Annotated in this window: 11 protein-coding genes; 9 read left to right on the top strand and 2 right to left on the bottom strand. The window is 63.2% G+C overall.

Features of this window, described 5'->3' with window-relative positions:
• Window positions 1–143: 143 nt before the first annotated feature.
• Both C9427_RS09140 and C9427_RS09145 read right to left on the bottom strand, forming a co-directional pair.
• A complete protein-coding gene (locus tag C9427_RS09140; protein ID WP_107648809.1) occupies window positions 144–2,198 on the bottom strand; it encodes a bifunctional aldolase/short-chain dehydrogenase in 2,055 nt (684 codons plus the stop codon).
• A gap of 92 nt (window positions 2,199–2,290) precedes the next feature.
• A complete protein-coding gene (locus C9427_RS09145) occupies window positions 2,291–3,256 on the bottom strand; it encodes a sugar-binding transcriptional regulator (protein WP_107648810.1) in 966 nt (321 codons plus the stop codon).
• A gap of 213 nt (window positions 3,257–3,469) precedes the next feature.
• Between C9427_RS09145 and C9427_RS09150 the strand changes: the two genes are divergently transcribed.
• The 9 genes from C9427_RS09150 (at window position 3,470) to C9427_RS09190 (ending at window position 15,845) form a co-directional block, all read left to right on the top strand.
• Window positions 3,470–5,110: an acyl-CoA synthetase gene (locus C9427_RS09150; RefSeq protein ID WP_107648811.1), complete on the top strand. Its 1,641-nt coding sequence runs from the start codon at window positions 3,470–3,472 to the stop codon at window positions 5,108–5,110.
• Window positions 5,111–5,261: 151 nt separating this feature from the next.
• Window positions 5,262–5,873, top strand: a complete 612-nt coding sequence (locus tag C9427_RS09155; protein WP_107648812.1) for a TetR/AcrR family transcriptional regulator — start codon at window positions 5,262–5,264, stop codon at window positions 5,871–5,873.
• 54 nt (window positions 5,874–5,927) lie between these two features.
• Entirely contained in the window at window positions 5,928–7,076 is a 1,149-nt protein-coding gene (locus C9427_RS09160) for an efflux RND transporter periplasmic adaptor subunit (RefSeq protein WP_107648813.1), read from the top strand.
• A gap of 248 nt (window positions 7,077–7,324) precedes the next feature.
• Window positions 7,325–10,471 carry an efflux RND transporter permease subunit gene (locus tag C9427_RS09165; protein WP_107648814.1) on the top strand — a complete coding sequence of 1,049 codons (3,147 nt, stop codon included), beginning with the start codon at window positions 7,325–7,327 and terminating at the stop codon, window positions 10,469–10,471.
• Between the two features lie 183 nt (window positions 10,472–10,654).
• Window positions 10,655–12,088 (top strand): aldehyde dehydrogenase family protein, encoded by a 1,434-nt coding sequence (locus C9427_RS09170; RefSeq protein ID WP_107648815.1) that lies wholly within the window; start codon window positions 10,655–10,657, stop codon window positions 12,086–12,088.
• Window positions 12,089–12,455: 367 nt separating this feature from the next.
• Window positions 12,456–13,289: an ABC transporter permease gene (locus C9427_RS09175; RefSeq protein WP_107648816.1), complete on the top strand. Its 834-nt coding sequence runs from the start codon at window positions 12,456–12,458 to the stop codon at window positions 13,287–13,289.
• Complete coding sequence (locus C9427_RS09180; protein WP_107648817.1) at window positions 13,286–14,053, top strand: ABC transporter ATP-binding protein; 768 nt, start codon at window positions 13,286–13,288, stop codon at window positions 14,051–14,053. The genes C9427_RS09175 and C9427_RS09180 overlap by 4 nt, the downstream gene beginning before the upstream one ends.
• A gap of 74 nt (window positions 14,054–14,127) precedes the next feature.
• Window positions 14,128–15,090, top strand: coding sequence for an ABC transporter substrate-binding protein (locus tag C9427_RS09185; RefSeq protein ID WP_107648826.1), 963 nt, complete (start codon window positions 14,128–14,130; stop codon window positions 15,088–15,090).
• A gap of 74 nt (window positions 15,091–15,164) precedes the next feature.
• A complete protein-coding gene (locus tag C9427_RS09190; RefSeq protein WP_107648818.1) occupies window positions 15,165–15,845 on the top strand; it encodes a TetR/AcrR family transcriptional regulator in 681 nt (226 codons plus the stop codon).
• The last annotated feature ends 59 nt before the right edge of the window (window positions 15,846–15,904 follow it).

The following is a 15,904-nucleotide window of genomic DNA, read 5'->3' on the forward strand; positions in this document are numbered from 1 at the left end:
GCGCCCCGAAACGTTGCTTCGGTCAGGCGAGCGGGAAGAATGTGGACATGAACATCATGCATCCGGATAGGCCGGCGTAGCCTGCAATGCAAGCGCTCGACCAAGGTCGTTGGAAACACAGGCAGCTCTTGGCTGCCCGATTGCTATCTTAGCGCCGCGGCAATGTTACCGCCATCCACCGTCGTCACATCGGCGGTGGTCCGCTCGGCCAGCGCCTGATGCAGGAAGGCCAAGGCCACGTCCTCGGCCGTCACTTCCTGCCCGAGCAGATTGCCGGACATGTATTCCTTCTCCGACACGCCGCGCGCGCCTGAACGGCTGGCGATCATGGCGTCGGTCAATAGCCCGGAACGGATGCGGTCGGCGTTGACGGCATTCGAGCGGATGCCATGGGCGCCATAGTCGAGGGCATATTGCCTTGATAGGAACAGCGTCGCCGCCTTCGGTATGCCGTAGGCGCCGAATTTTGGACCCGGGTTGACCGCCTGCTTGGAGGTGTTGAACAGGAGCACGCCGCCGGTGCCTTGTTCGAGCATGATGCGCACGGCGTTCTGTGCCGCCGATTGGTGGGCGAAGAAATTGAGCTCGAAGCTCTTGCGCAAAGTGGCGTTGTCGAGTTCGCCGATCCGGCCTTCCCAGGCAGCGCCCGCATTGGAAACCAGGATGTCGACACCGCCGAAGACGGCGACGGCCTTGTCGAACGCAGCGCGCATCTCAGCCGGATCGGTGATGTCGGTGCCGATGCCGATCGAGTTGTTGCCGGCCTTCCTTGCCGCCTCGGCAGCCTTCGTCGCGTCGAGATCGACAATGACGGCGTGCGCCCCATTGTCGGCGAACAGCTTTGCGGTGGCGGCGCCGATCGCGCCGGCGCCGCCGGTAACCACCACCACCTGGCCGGTCAGCGGCTTCGGCTTGTTGGTGGCGAGCTTGGCCTGTTCCAGCGACCAGTATTCGAGCGAAAACAGGTCGGCTTTCGACAGCGGCCGGAAGTCGCCGACAGCCTCTGCTCCGCGCACCGCCTCGATCCACATCTCGCCGACGTCGGATGCGATCCTCGCATCCTTCAGCGTGCGGCCATGGCCGAACATGCCGAGGCCCGGCACCAGCGTCAGGCGCGGCATCGGGTCGAGCATGGTACGCTTCACATCGTCGAGCCCGTCATTGCTTTCGAAATAGGCGCGATAATCCTTGGCGAATGCCCCGACGTGGCTGCGGATGACGGATTTGTAGTCGCCGATTTTTGCCGCGTCGGGCGCCGGCAGCGCCATCGGTCCGGTCTTGATGCGGATCGAGAGATCAGGCGTCGACACGCCGCGCCCGGCATAGTCGGCAATCCTGGCCGAATTGATGAAGTCGACGATCGCGTCCGAGGTGCGGAAATCGCTGATCATGCGCTCGAAGCGGCCTTCGCCGCGCGCCACGGCCACAGCGCCGCGCAGCATCGGCGCAAGATCCGCCGCCGTCGCCAGTCTCGCAGGCAGGACGGCTTTTTCGGTGCGCGGCTTGCCATGCCTGGCGATGAAATCCTCGGCGACGTTCACGTAATGGATCATGCGGTCATAGGCCTGCTTGGCATCGTCGCCGAAAGTGAAGATGCCATGCTTGTCGAGGATCAGGCCTTCGACCGCCGGGTCGGCTTCGAAGACATCGGCAGCCGCTTTCGCCAGGTCGAAGCCCGGCATGATGTAGGGCACGTAACCCATCTTGCTGCCGAAGACCTTCTCGCTCAGCGCCTCGCTGTCGTCCTGGTCGACGATGGCGAGGATAGCGGTCGAATGCGTGTGGTCGACGAATTTATGCGGCAGGAAGGCATGCAGCAGCGTTTCGACCGAAGGGTTCGGCGAGGTTGGATCGATGAGGTTCGCCCGCTGCAGGGCGACCATGTCCTCGTCGGAGAGCCTTTTGAGCGACCGCGCCTTCAGCAGCGCACCGAGCTTGACCGCCGGCAGGCCCTGGGGCTCGATGACGCCCATGTCCCAGCCGCTGCCCTTGACGCAGAGCACGTCCCATTCGTCGCCAACGAGGTCGGTCGCCTTCGTTTTGCAGGAGGTGTTGCCACCGCCATGCAGGACAAGCCGCGGCTCGCCGCCCAGAAGCCGCGTCGTGTAGACGCGCAGCGCGAGATCCCGGCTGACGCCCTTCTTCGCGTAGTCGGCAACGAGCTTTTCTGCGTTGCCGTCATTCCACAGGTTCTTCATGTTCGCTTCGTCCGATTGTTGTCTTTTGTCGTTGTGAACAGGAATGCCGCGACGCTTTGATGACAATGCGCTTGCGGCAAGAGATGTCTTTGCTATGAGGCCTTTTCTGCCGCAGGCCCGGCATGGTCCAGCAGCCGCCGTGCCATATGCGCACCGACCACTAGATGTGTGCACAGCCCGCCGGTGATCGCCGCGATCAGCGGTTCGAACTTGCTGTCCTCCTGTACGACCATGAGCCGCTTTTCGATCTTGCGCAGCGATGACAGCGCCGCCGAAATGACCCGGCGGTTGTAGCTGCAGTCGAGCGCCTTGCCTTCGGCGTCGATGATCTGCCCGGCAATGACACCGGCCGCCCCCGCCTTTCGCAATGCCGCCATCTCCTCGGCCGTCAGCGCGCCGCATTTGACGACGTGGCTGTCGGCATCGACGGTGCCGACCGAATAGAGCGCCAGGTCGCAATCGCCAATGCCCGACAATTGCTCGCGGATCACCGGCTCGGCGCGCAGGCCGCGCGCCAGTTCTTCCGTCGTCAGCACCAGCGGCGCATAGAAATTGAGCCCCTTGGCGTTGAGCCGGCGCGCGATCTCCATGGTGCATTGGTCGGGCCGGTACGAATAAGGCGCTCCCAGATTGCCGCAGAGCTGCACCACCGTGACGTCCTGCAGGTCGGCATAGGACATGATATCGGCGATCGTATAGACGGTGCGTCCCCAGGCGACGCCGATGCGGTCGCCCTTCTTGACCAGTTCGAGGAAGACGCTGGCCGCCAGCACCGCGATGTCGGTCGAGGGATCGGCGACATGGCCGTTTTCCGGCGCGATCCAGACCGCGTCGAGCTTCAGCGCGTCTTCCAGCTTGCGCGCCAGCACGTCGTCGGTGAAGAGCTGCGTTGAGGTCGAGATGTTGACGATGCCGGTCTCGCGTGCCTTGCGCAGATACATGGCGACCGAGGCACGGGAAATCTTGAGCTGGCTGGCCACCTGATCCTGGCGCAGGCCATGGGCATAATAGAGCCATGCGGCCTTGTGGATAAGCTGTTCTGCCGGTCGGATCGCCATGCCATCTCCCTCTCTGACATTATTCACGGCTCTCGACAAAAGTCAAACTTGGGTGGGAGCACGAATACATTCCCTCTTTTGATGGGGATCAAGGTCGAGCTGCATGCAGCGTATCATAGGCTTGGCCATGCAAGGGGGCCATACAAGGGTGGTGACGCGGCCGGGAGCCTGTGATTAGAAGTTTCCAACAAGCACATCAGGGGGAGGACGGGGATGGGCAATCAGTATGAACAGGATCTCGACAGGAACGCGGCCAACTACCAGCCGTTGACGCCACTGACCTATCTGGAGCGGGCGGCAAGCACCTACCCCGATCATGTCGCCATCATTCATGGCCGCCAGCAAACCACCTATCGCGATTTCTGGCGGCGGTCGTTGAAGCTCGCCTCGGCGCTTTCGAAACATGGCATCGGCAAGGGCGACACCGTCACCGTCATGCTCTCCAACACGCCGCCGATGCTGGAAGCGCATTTCGGCGTGCCGATGACCAAGGCAGTGCTGCATTCGCTTAACACCCGCCTCGATGCCGCGGTCATCGCCTTTCAGTTCGACCACGCCGAGACGAAAGTGCTGATCGTCGACCGCGAATTCGCCGGCGTCGTCAGGCAAGCGCTGGCCATGGCCAAGGTCAAGCCGCTGGTCATCGACTATGACGATCCGGAGTACGCCGCCGACGCGCCATATCCCAAGGGCGAGCGCATCGGCACGCTGGACTACGAGGAGTTTGTCGCCGGCGGCGACGAGGATTTCGCCTGGTCGATGCCCGACGACGAATGGGACGCAATATCGCTCAACTACACCTCCGGCACCACAGGCAATCCCAAGGGCGTCGTCTACCATCATCGCGGCGCGGCGCTGATGGCCTACACCAACACCATCCATGCTGGCATGGCCAAGCATGCTGTCTATCTCTGGACGCTGCCGATGTTCCATTGCAACGGCTGGTGTTTTCCCTGGACGCTGGCCATCCAGGCCGGCACCCATGTCTGCCTGCGCTGGGTGCGGCCAAAGCCGATCTACAACGCGATCGCCGACCATCGCGTGACCCATCTGTGCGGCGCCCCGATCGTCATGTCGGTGCTGATCAATGCCAGGGATGAGGACAAGCGGGAATTCCCGCAGACCGTCACCTTCAACACGGCCGCGGCGCCTCCGCCGGAAGCCGTTTTGTCGGGCATGGCCGATGCCGGTTTCGCCGTCACCCATCTTTACGGCCTGACCGAGACTTACGGCCCGGCCGTCGTCAACGAATGGCATGGCGAGTGGGATGGGCTGGACAAGGGTCCGAAGGCGGCGAAGAAGGCCAGGCAAGGCGTGCGCTACGCCGCACTCGAAGGCCTGACCGTGATGGATCCCGCGACGATGGAAAAAACCCCGGCCGATGGCGAGACGATCGGCGAGGTCATGTTCCGCGGCAACATCGTCATGAAGGGCTATCTGAAGAACCGCAAAGCCAGCGACGAGGCCTTTGCCGGCGGCTGGTTCCACTCCGGCGACCTCGGCGTCATGCATCCCGATGGCTATATCCAGCTCAAGGACCGCTCCAAGGACATCATCATTTCCGGCGGCGAGAACATCTCCTCGATCGAGGTCGAGGACGCGCTCTACAAGCATCCGGCCATCGCCTCCTGCGGCGTGGTCGCCAGATCCGACGACAAATGGGGCGAGGTGCCGGTCGCCTATGTCGAGCTGAAGCCGGACAGGACGGCGACCGAGGCCGAGATCATCGAGCATTGCCGCTCGCTGCTTGCTCGCTTCAAGGTGCCGAAGGCGGTGATCTTCGCCGAGATCCCGAAGACCTCGACCGGCAAGATCCAGAAGTTCCGGCTGCGGGAAATGGCGAAGGGCGCCTGATAGGCGGCCCCGGACTTCGGCAACATCAGTCGATTCTGTCACCATATGTCACCAGGCGTACGCGTACGTCGAAATCGCATTGACAGGTCGTTGGTTTCAATTTACGAGTGACGAAAGTTAAAATTCGTCACTCGTAAATTGACAGAGAGCCATGTCAGAAGCCGCAACCCACATCGTGGCCGACCCCACCCGCCAGGAGAATGTGACGCGCATTCTCGACTGCGCCGAACGCCTGTTTCGCCATTATGGCTACGGCAAGACCAATGTCGCCGACATCGCGCGCGAACTCGGCATGTCGCCGGCCAACATTTATCGTTTCTTTGCCTCCAAGGTCGAAATCCACCAGGCCGTCTGTGGCCGGATGCTCGGCGCAAGCTACAAAATGGCCTACGAGATTTCCCGTCTGCCGATCAGCGCCGAGGAGCGGCTGCGGCGCTACGTGCACGCGCAATACAAGATGACGATGGAGGTCATGCTCGACGACCAGAAGGTCCATGAGATGGTCATCGTCGCCCTCGAACGTGACTGGGGCGTCATCGACAAGCATATCGACAGCATCCACGATCTGTTCGCCGAGGTAATCCGCGACGGCATTGAAGCCGGCGAGTTTGCCGACCAGGATCCGGTGATCGCGTCGCGCTGCTTCGGCGCCGCCACGGTCATTTTGTGCCACCCGCAAATGGTGGCGCAGTGTCTTGCCAAGACCAATCGGGCAATGCCCGACGACCTCATCGACTATGCGATCCAGGCCTTGAAGAAATAGCCGCCGCCCGCCGGGTGTCAGTGTCGACAATTCATCTCCAGCAGGAGTGCGAAAGTGTCCTTGTCCAGTATCATCATCCGCAGGCTGCCAGTCGCTGGCCTGATCGTCGCCACGCTTGGGCTCGCCGCCTGCTCGCAGGAAAAAGCTGAGGTCAAGGAGATCATCCGCCCGGTCAAGGTGGTCGAGATCGCCAAGGCGAACGACACCCGTGAGCTCTCCTATTCCGGCTCGGTGCATGCCCGCACCGAGATGAATCTTGGCTTCCGCATCAACGGCAAGATCACTGAGCGCCTGGTCGATATCGGCGACAGGGTGAAGCCGGGCGATGTCCTTGCCCGCATCGATCCCGCCGATTACGAGCTCTCGGTCAGCAGCGCCAAGTCAGCACTTGATGCCGCCGAAAGGGGGGTCGAGACAGCAGGTCTCGCGCGCCGTCGCACCGAACAATTGTTTACCAGGAACGTCTCGTCGAAATCGCAGCTCGAGCAGGCAACCCTTAGCTACGATCAGGCGGTCGCCACCCGGGATTCCGCCCGGTCATCGCTGGACCAGGCGAAAAACCAGGTTCTCTACACCGACCTCAAGGCGGACAGAAACGGCATCGTCACATCGGTTGCCGCCGATGTCGGCCAGGTGGTTGGCTCCGGCAGTCCGGTCGTGACCGTTGCCGTCGATGGCGAAAAGGAAGTGCTGATCGCCGTTCCGGAAATGGATATCGCCCAGTTCAAGCCGGGAAAGGACGTCAAGGCAGGCTTCTGGTCCGACGACGCGCTGACGCTCGACGGCAAGGTCCGCGAGGTCGCCGGCAGCGCCGATCAGCAATCGCGCACCTTTGCCGTTCGTGTCAGCCTGCCAAACGATCCGCGCGTGCTTCTCGGCATGACCGCGACCATTGAAGCCTCGGTGTCCAACAGCCGGCAAAGCGTTGCGATCCCGTTGAGCGCGCTGGCGCAGAAGGATGGCCAAAAGATCGTCTGGACCGTGGACCGCAACGGCGACACCGTCCATGCACGGCCGGTCAAGGTCGCCGAATTCGCTCCTGACGGCGTGCGGGTTACCGACGGGTTGAAGCCCGGCGACGTCGTCGTCGCCGCCGGGACGCAGTTCATGACCGAGAATCTGAAAGTAAAGCTTTCCGGCGATGCAGCCCAGCAGTCCGCATCGGCCGAGAATGATGGCGACACCACCAGCAGCCTGCGCTGAAGCGCGGGCGAAATGAAAGCCCCACCGTCATCGCCGAGGCGCAAGCCACGGGTCGAGTGGGTCATGGTTTCCGGGCGGTGAGCGCCCGATTGTCGAGACGCGAGGTCGATGTACCCCCCACATCGATCCTCGTGCCCCACCACGACGAGTGTCTCTCCGCTCGGAAAGCCTCGCCGCCCGGAAGCCAGATCGAAAATTCATGAGCAGCAAGCGCGAGCGCTGCCGATCAATTGGACAGGACTGGCGTCATGACCACCGACAGCACTGAGAAGCGGCCTTTCAATCTTTCGCGCTGGGCAATCGGCCACCCGAGCATTGCGCGGTTTCTGTTCGGCCTGATCATCATTGCCGGCGCGCTCGGCCTGATGCGCATGGGCCAGAAGGAAGATCCGGATTTCACCTTCCGCGTCATGGTCGTCCAGGCCGTCTGGCCGGGCTCCTCGATCAAGGAGATGGAGGACCAGGTCGTCAACAAGATCGAGCGCAAGCTGCAGGAAACGCCGCATCTCGATTTCGTCCGCTCCTACACGCGCGCCGGCAGCGCTATCATCACCGTTCAGATCAAGGGCGACACCAATCCGGCGCAGGTGGCGGACGCCTTCTACCAGGTGCGCAAGAAGGTCGGCGACATATCAGGCGACTTGCCGCAGGGCTTGCTCGGCCCATACTTCAACGACGAGTTCGGCGACACTTTCATCACGCTGCACTCGATCAGCGGCGACGGCTACAGCTATCCCGAGCTGAAGAAATTCGCCATCCAGGCGCGCGACATGCTGTTGACGACGCCCGGAGTGGAGAAGGCCGTCATCATCGGCGACCAGCCCGAGAAACTCTACATCGACGTTTCGTCGAAAACGCTGGCCGAACGCGGCCTGACGCTCACCGATCTGCAGAATGCGATCAAGGGCCAGAACAATGTCGATCCGGCGGGTTCGGTCGATACCGGCACGAACTCGGTGCGCATTTCGGTCGAAGGCGACGTGACCAAGGCGGCCGATATCCGCGAACTTCGCCTGCGCGCCGGCAACCAGGTGACGCGGCTGGGCGACATCGCCACCGTCACCTCCGGTCTCGAGGACCCCTACCAGCGCAAATACCGCTACAACGGCCACGACAGCGTCCAGCTCGGCGTCGTCATGGCCAAGGGTTTCAACGTCAGGGACGTCGGCAAGGATGTCGAGGCGACCTACCAACGCTTCGAGGAAGGACTGCCCTATGGCGTTGCGGTCGACCAGATTTCGGACCAGCCTGAGGTCGTCAAGGACGCCGTCAACGAATTCATGGAGGCGCTCGGCGAGGCGCTGCTGATCGTGCTTGTCGTCTCGTTCCTGTCGATCGGCTGGCGTTCGGGCCTGGTGATCGCGATCGCCATTCCGCTGGTGCTGGCAGCCACCTTCGCCATCATGTACGAAATCGGCATCGATCTGCAGCGCATCTCGCTCGGCGCGCTGATCATCGCGCTGGGCCTCCTGGTCGACGACGCCATGATCGTCGTCGAGATGATGGAGCGAAAGCTCGAGGAAGGACTGGTCAAGATCGAGGCGGCGAGCTTCGCCTATTCCTCCACCGCGTTCCCGATGCTGACCGGCACGCTGATCACCACCGCCGGCTTCATCCCGGTCGGCTTCGCCGCCTCGACCGCCGGCGAATATGTGCGCACCCTGTTCTACGTCGTCGGCATCGCGCTGGTCGTGTCCTGGTTCGTGGCGGTTTATTTCACGCCATGGCTCGGCCACATGATCCTCAAGCAGCGCAAGCACGCCGGCAGTCACCACGATGCCTTCGACACAGGCTTCTACCGCCGGCTTCGCGCCACGGTCGGCTGGGCCGTACGCCATCGCATCATCGTGCTGACCATGACGCTGATGACCTTCGCCACCAGTCTCTGGGCATTCCAGTTCATCCCGCAGAACTTCTTTCCGCAATCGTCGCGTCCGGAAATCCTTGTCGATCTCTGGTTGCCGGAAGGCACCAGCATCAAGGAGGTCGAGACGCAGGCCAAGGCGCTCGAATCAAGGATGATGGACGACCCGGACAAGCGCTTCATCGCCACCTATATCGGCGAAGGCGCGCCGCGCTTCTTCCTGCCGCTCGACCAGCAGCTCAGGAATCCGAACTTTGCCCAGCTTCTGGTGATGGCCAAGGACGAGCCGGCGCGCGAACGGCTGATCGTCAAGATGCGCACCATCCTGGCTGAGGATTTCCCGTCGATCCGCGCCAAGGTCGACCGCCTGTTCCTCGGTCCGCCGACCGGCTGGCCGGTGCAGATGCGCGTCATGGGTCCGGACCGTCAGGAGGTGCGCCGCATCGCCGATGAGGTGAAGGCGAAATTCCAGGCAAATCCGCTGCTCGGCGCCGTGCACGACGACTGGCTGGAGCCGGTGCCGGCGATGAAGCTGGTCATCGACCAGGATCGTGCCCGTGCGCTCGGCGTCACCTCGCAGCGCATCCGTCAGATGCTGCAGGCGACGATGTCCGGCGCGCCGCTCGACGATTTCCGCGACGGCGAGGAGACGGTTTCCATTGTCGCCCGCGAGCCGGAGGCGAGCCGCAAGCTGCTGTCGTCGGTCGACTCGGTCTACATCCCGACCGATTTCGGCGGCTTCGTGCCATTGTCGCAGGTGGCCAAGGTCGTGCCGGTGCTCGAGCAGGGCATCGAATGGCGACGCGATCGCCTGCCGACGATCAGCGTGCGCGCCACGCTGCCGGACGGCGTGCAGTCGAACGATGTCGTCACCAAGATGTACAACGACATGAAGGGCCTGCGCGACGGTCTGGCGCCCGGCTACAAGATCGAGATCCAGGGCGGTGCCGAGGATTCGGCCGAAAGCCAGGCCTCGATTGCCGCGAAAGCTCCAATCATGCTGGCCGTCATCGTCGTGCTGTTGATGATCCAGCTGCAGCATTTCGGCAAGGCGATGCTGGTGCTGGCGACCGGCCCGCTCGGCATCATTGGTGCCGCCGCCGCACTGCTGATCAGTGGCGCGCCATTCGGCTTCGTCGCCATCCTTGGCGTCATTGCGCTGCTCGGCATCATCATGCGCAACTCGATCATCCTGGTCGACCAGATCGACCAGGACATCGCGAGAGGCATGGAGCGCTCGGAGGCCATCATCGGCTCGGCCGTCCGCCGTTTCCGGCCGATCGTGCTGACGGCGATGACGGCGGTGCTGGCGTTGATCCCGATCTCGCGCGCCGTCTTCTGGGGTCCGCTCGCCTATGCCATGATGGGCGGCATCCTGGTTGCCACCGTGCTCACCATCCTCGTCCTTCCGGCAGGCTATGCCCTGTTCTTCGGCAGGGAGCCCAAGAAGGCTGCCGAGCAGGCGCCCGGGACAGGGGAGGCGGAAGAAAGCGAAAGGCCCCAAATGCAACTGCCCCTGGCGGCCGAGTAATCCTTGCTGGCGCATAGGATGCGCCGGCCAAAAAATGCTAGAACGCCGTACGTCTGACGTTGCGGCGTTGTGGCGTCCTCCATTACAGGGCGGCTATATGCCCGCCTCACAAGGAGGAAGATATTGACCCTGGCTCAGACCTCGATAGACCTACGTCTGCCGATCGACGGACGCCATCGCCAGATGTTCATCGATGGCGCCTGGCTCGACGCCCGCTCGGGCCGCATCATGGAGACCCGCAATCCGGCGACCGGCGCGGTCATCGCCACGGTGCCGCGCGGCGATCGCCAGGACATCGACTTGGCGGTAGCTGCGGCGCGCCAGGCCTTCGACGGGCCGTGGAGCCGGTTCAAGCCCTATGAGCGGCAGGTGCTGCTCCTCAGGATCGCCGACCTTTTCGAAAAGCACTGGGAAGAGATCAGCCGGTCGGACACGACCGACATGGGCATGCCGATCATGCGCACCCGCGCCAACCGCAACCGCGTCATCGGTATGTTGCGCTATTATGCCGGCATGGCCACGGCGCTGCATGGCGAGACGATCGAAAACTCGCTGCCGGGTGAGGTCGTCTCTTTCACCCGCAAGGAACCGGTTGGCGTCGTCGGCGCCATCATCCCCTGGAACGCGCCGACCGCCGCCTCCGTCTGGAAGATCGGGCCGGCGCTGGCGACAGGCTGCACCATCGTGCTGAAGCCGTCTGAGGAAGCCCCGCTGACACCGCTTTTGATCGCCGACATCATGAACGAGGCAGGTGTTCCGCCAGGCGTCGTCAACATCGTCACCGGCACCGGCGCCGAGGCAGGCGCTGCGCTTGCCGAACATATGGGCGTTGACAAGATCGTCTTCACCGGCTCGACGGCGACCGGACAGTCGATCGTCCGCGCCTCGGCCGGCAATCTCAAGCGCGTTTCGCTGGAGCTCGGCGGCAAGTCGCCGGTTATCGTCTGCGCCGATGCCGATCTCGACAGGGCGGTGCCGGTGGTGGCGATGTCGGTATTCGCCAATTCCGGCCAGATCTGCATCGCCGGCTCGCGCCTGTTCGTCGAGCGCCCTATTCATGACGAGTTCGTCGAGCGGCTGGCTGCCTATGCCAAGGGTCTTAGGGTCGGCGACGGCATCGACCCGGCAACCGAGATCGGCCCGTTGGTTTCACTGCGGCAGCTCGAACGGGTCACTGGCTTTCTCGAAGCCGGCACGGCCGAGGGCGCGACGCTCGTGACCGGCGGCGCACGGCTGACGGAAGGCGCGCTCGCGGCCGGCAATTTCGTCGCGCCGACCGTCTTTGCCGGCGTCTCGGATGATATGAAGATCGCGCGCGAGGAAATCTTCGGGCCGGTTATTTCGGCGCTGCCCTTCGATACGCTGGACGAGGCGGTCGAGCGCGCCAACAATACGCCCTATGGCCTTGCTGCCGGCATCTTTACCCAGAACGTCACCAAGGCGCATCAGCTTTCACGGAAGATCCGCGCCGGCTCGGTCTGGGTCAACACCTATCACGCCATCGATCCGGCCGTACCCTTCGGCGGCTACAAGATGAGCGGCTACGGTCGCGAGGGCGGCGCCGAGCACCTCGACGAGTATCTCAGCACCAAGGGCGTGTTCATCAAAATCGACTGAGCAGGCCGCCTATACAGACCAGACATTCGAAAAATGCTCACGGGGAAGTTTTGTGGCGCCGGCCCGCTCCTGGACATCGGTCATCCGCGTGGGGCAGGCGGCGGCTCTGTTTTTTCGACGCCGCCGCAAACAGAAAAATTATCCGCGGTTTTCCGTCGTGGCGAGCATCCATTCCTTTCTCTCAATCGCAATGTCTATAAAAAGTGGACATTGCAGTCGGGCTGCTTGGCAGCCGCGTGCGTGCAAGGGTTGCCGCCTGCGAGGACGCCTTCAACTGACCACGGCAAAGTTGGCGAGGCGATCTGGCGAAATAGCGGAACTAAGGCTAGAGCGATCTGCGGGGGGGCATGATGCAAGTGAGATCGTCATGCTTGTCGACTATTCGCCTGTCTCCAGGATCGTGGGGCAACTGACCGGCCCCGGAAAGCGCCTTGGCGCCGCAATCGGCGCGGCCTGGCCAGCGACGGTCCTCGTTGTGACGATAATACTCGTTTGGGAGTTCTATACCCGCTATTCCGGCATCAAGCCAACGACGCTGCCGGCGCCGTCGCGCGTCCTCCAGCAGATTGTCGAAAACCGTCAGGCGCTGATCGACAACGCGCTTCCCACGGTCGCCGCAACCTTGAGCGGCTTTGCGCTTTCGGTGGCATCCGCCTTCATCTCTTCGATCCTGGTCGATTTCGTGCGGCCGCTGCGCCGTGCGCTGTTCCCGGTGTTCATCATCAGCCAGACGCTGCCGCTGGTGGCGATCGCGCCGCTCGTCGTTCTCTGGTTCGGCTTTGGCCTGCTGCCCAAGATATTGCTGGTCGCGCTGGTCACCTTCTTCCCCATGATGGTGGCCCTGGTCCAGGGCTATGACTCGACCGACAAGGACATGGAGTGGCTGCTGCGCTCCATGGGTGCCACCCGCGCGCAGGTGTTCCTCAAGGCGCGGCTGCCATCGGCCATCCCCTTCTTTTTCACCGGACTGCGCATTTCGATCACCTATGCGGTGGTCGGTGCGATCTTTGCCGAATATTCAGGCGCGGCGAAGGGCCTCGGGATCTACATGCTTGCCGCCAAGAACAATTTTCGTCCCGACCTCGTGCTGGCGGCGGTGTTCTGCAGCGCGCTCATCACGCTTGTCCTCTTTGGCTGCACCGTGGTGATCGAGCGCTTGTCCATGCCTTGGGAAAAGGTGCGTAAGGACGACCGCAAATGAGCACGCCCAGGCTTTCGTTGCGCCATGTCGCCAAACGCTTCGACACGCTCGACGTGCTGGGCGGCATCAATCTTGATGTCGCGCCCGGCGAATTCGTCTCCATTCTCGGCCCGTCGGGAGCCGGCAAGTCGACCCTGTTCCAGATCCTGACCGGTGCCACCACGCCCGGCGCGGGAACCATCGCCTTCGACGGGGCCGACCTGACCGACCCTGCCGGCAAATTCGCCTTCATGCCGCAGCGCGACGCGCTGATGCCGTGGCGGCGCGTCATCGACAATGCCGTGCTCGGCCTCGAAGTGCAGGGCGTGCCGCGCCGTGAGGCCCACCGGCGTGTCGCCCCGCTGTTGGAGCAGTTCGGGCTTGCCGGCTTCGAGCAGCACTACCCCAGCCAATTGTCGGGCGGCATGCGCCAGCGCGTCGCGCTGTTGCGGACCGTCGTCCAGGACCGGCAGATGCTGTTGCTCGACGAGCCGTTCGGCGCGCTCGACGCGCTGACGCGCACCTCCATGCAGCAATGGCTCGAACGGATGTGGGAACGCCATCGCTGGACCGCGTTGCTCATCACCCATGACGTGCGGGAGGCCGTCTTTCTGTCCGACAGGATCTACGTGCTTTCTGCACGTCCGGCCCGCGTGATCCACGAGATCGCCGTGCCGCTCGGCCGCCCGCGCACCTTGCGCGATCTGTCCGCCCCCGAAGCGACGCGGATCGAAGCCGAACTTCTCCACGCGCTGCTTGGCAGCGCTTCGCCCGAACTTGCCTGAATTCAAACAAGGAGACTGAATTGATCGATCGCCGCAACGCAATCAAACTCGTCGCCACCGCGCTGACCGGGGCTATGGTCCTTGCAGCCCCCGTCCATGCGCAGGAGGCAAAGAAGGTGACCGTCGCGCTCGACTGGACACCGAACACCAACCATATCGGCCTCTACGTCGCGCGCGAGAAAGGCTTCTACAAGGAGGCCGGCCTCGACGTCGAGATCCTGCCTTATTCCGACACCGCCGCCGGCACGCTGGTCAGCAATCGCCTCGCCGATTTCGGTGTCGCCGGCGTCGGCTTCTACACCCAGCACGCGGCCGGCGCCGACCTCAGGGCGGTTTACGCGGTCGTCCAGCATGAGACCGGGCGTGTCGTCTTCAACGCCGACCGTGCCGACATCAAATCGCCGAGGGATCTCGACGGCAAGACCTATGGCGGGTTCGGCAGCGCCTGGGAGACCGCGCTGATCGGCAGCATCATCAGGCATGATGGCGGCAAGGGCGACATCAAGACCGTCACGCTGGGCACCTCCGCCTATGAGGCGCTGGCCAACGGCTCGGTGGACTTCACGCTCGAGGTCGTGACATGGGAAGGCGTCAAGGCTCAGCTGATCGGCGAGAAGCAGAAGGCGTTCAAATACGCCGACTATGGCGTGCCCGACCAGCACACGACGCTTCTGGTTTCCAGCGACGCCTATCTCAAGCAATCGCCTGATGCCGCCAGGGCGTTCCTCGCCGCGACGCAGAAAGGCTATGCCTACGCCGGGGATCATCCCGACGAGGCCGCCGATCTGCTGATTGCCGCCAACCCGGACGCGCTGACGGACAAGGATCTTGTCCATGCTTCGCTGAAGGCGCTTGTCGACGGACACTATCTTCGCGGCGAGGATGGCGCGATCGGCACGATCGACCCCGCCAAGAACGCCAGCATCGGCGAATACCTCTTCGCCAACGGAATCCTGAAAGACGGCAATGGTGCTGCGCTGACCACCAAGCCGGATTTCGCCAGCTACATCTCCAACGACTATCTGCCGAAGGACTGAACGGTTCGTGGCGGCAGGCAGCGCTTTGACGGCAGGACGTGGACAGGTTGACGGCAATCGATTAGCTGAGGTCCATGACGGAAGCAGAACCAGCAACTGCCAAACGCAAGCGCGGCGGCGCGAAGAAAACGCCGCCGCGCTTCAGCCGCGAGCAGCCGGATGTGCGCCGCGCCATGCTGATCGAGGCGGCGACAAGATGCCTGTCGGTCGGCGGCATCGGCGCCTTCACCGTCGATCGCATCTGCAAGGAGGCTGGCGTCTCGCGCGGCCTGATCAACCACCATTTCGAAGGTCGCGACGGGCTCCTGGTCGAGGTCTACAAATCCTCGCTCTACGCCAGCGTCAACAACCAGATCGCCGAGGCCAAACGGCGGCGCGCCGAGAAATCCGACTGGCCGCCCGAGGCGTCGCTCGCCGCCCTGGTGCAGTCCAATTTCTCACCCGACTATTTCAGCCGGAATAACCTTCTGATCTGGCTGTCCCTATGGGGCGAGATCGCCGTCAACCCGCGTCTCAAGGCGGCGCATCGCGAACTCTATGACGTCTACCGCGCCGAACTCGCCGAGGACATCGCTGCGGTCGCCGTGCCGCGTGGCAGGGATGTCGATGCGCCGGCGCTGGCGCGCAATTTCATCGCCCTGGTCGACGGGCTCTGGCTCGAATGGTGTCTCGACGAAAGCGTGGTGACGCCGCAAACCGCCGAGGCCGCCGGCTTCGAGATGTTGGAAGCACAGGTCGGGCCTTTGCGGGATTGACATTGTAAGGTCAGCGCCAGGCGCCCCCTCTGCCCTGCCGGGCATCTCCCCCGCAAGGG

This window comes from Mesorhizobium helmanticense (genome assembly GCF_003034915.1).
In the GTDB taxonomy this organism is placed as follows: domain Bacteria; phylum Pseudomonadota; class Alphaproteobacteria; order Rhizobiales; family Rhizobiaceae; genus Mesorhizobium; species Mesorhizobium helmanticense.

What these genes read in the sequence shown, in the direction of transcription:
- C9427_RS09145 (WP_107648810.1), bottom strand. Translation starts at nt 3,256, where the DNA reads ATGGCGATCCGACCGGCAGAACAGCTTATCCACAAGGCCGCATGGCTC.
- C9427_RS09170 (WP_107648815.1), top strand. Translation starts at nt 10,655, where the DNA reads ATGTTCATCGATGGCGCCTGGCTCGACGCCCGCTCGGGCCGCATCATG.
- C9427_RS09190 (WP_107648818.1), top strand. Translation starts at nt 15,165, where the DNA reads ATGACGGAAGCAGAACCAGCAACTGCCAAACGCAAGCGCGGCGGCGCG.
- C9427_RS09180 (WP_107648817.1), top strand. Translation starts at nt 13,286, where the DNA reads ATGAGCACGCCCAGGCTTTCGTTGCGCCATGTCGCCAAACGCTTCGAC.
- C9427_RS09155 (WP_107648812.1), top strand. Translation starts at nt 5,262, where the DNA reads ATGTCAGAAGCCGCAACCCACATCGTGGCCGACCCCACCCGCCAGGAG.
- C9427_RS09150 (WP_107648811.1), top strand. Translation starts at nt 3,470, where the DNA reads ATGGGCAATCAGTATGAACAGGATCTCGACAGGAACGCGGCCAACTAC.
- C9427_RS09185 (WP_107648826.1), top strand. Translation starts at nt 14,128, where the DNA reads ATGGTCCTTGCAGCCCCCGTCCATGCGCAGGAGGCAAAGAAGGTGACC.
- C9427_RS09140 (WP_107648809.1), bottom strand. Translation starts at nt 2,198, where the DNA reads ATGAAGAACCTGTGGAATGACGGCAACGCAGAAAAGCTCGTTGCCGAC.
- C9427_RS09175 (WP_107648816.1), top strand. Translation starts at nt 12,456, where the DNA reads ATGCTTGTCGACTATTCGCCTGTCTCCAGGATCGTGGGGCAACTGACC.
- C9427_RS09165 (WP_107648814.1), top strand. Translation starts at nt 7,325, where the DNA reads ATGACCACCGACAGCACTGAGAAGCGGCCTTTCAATCTTTCGCGCTGG.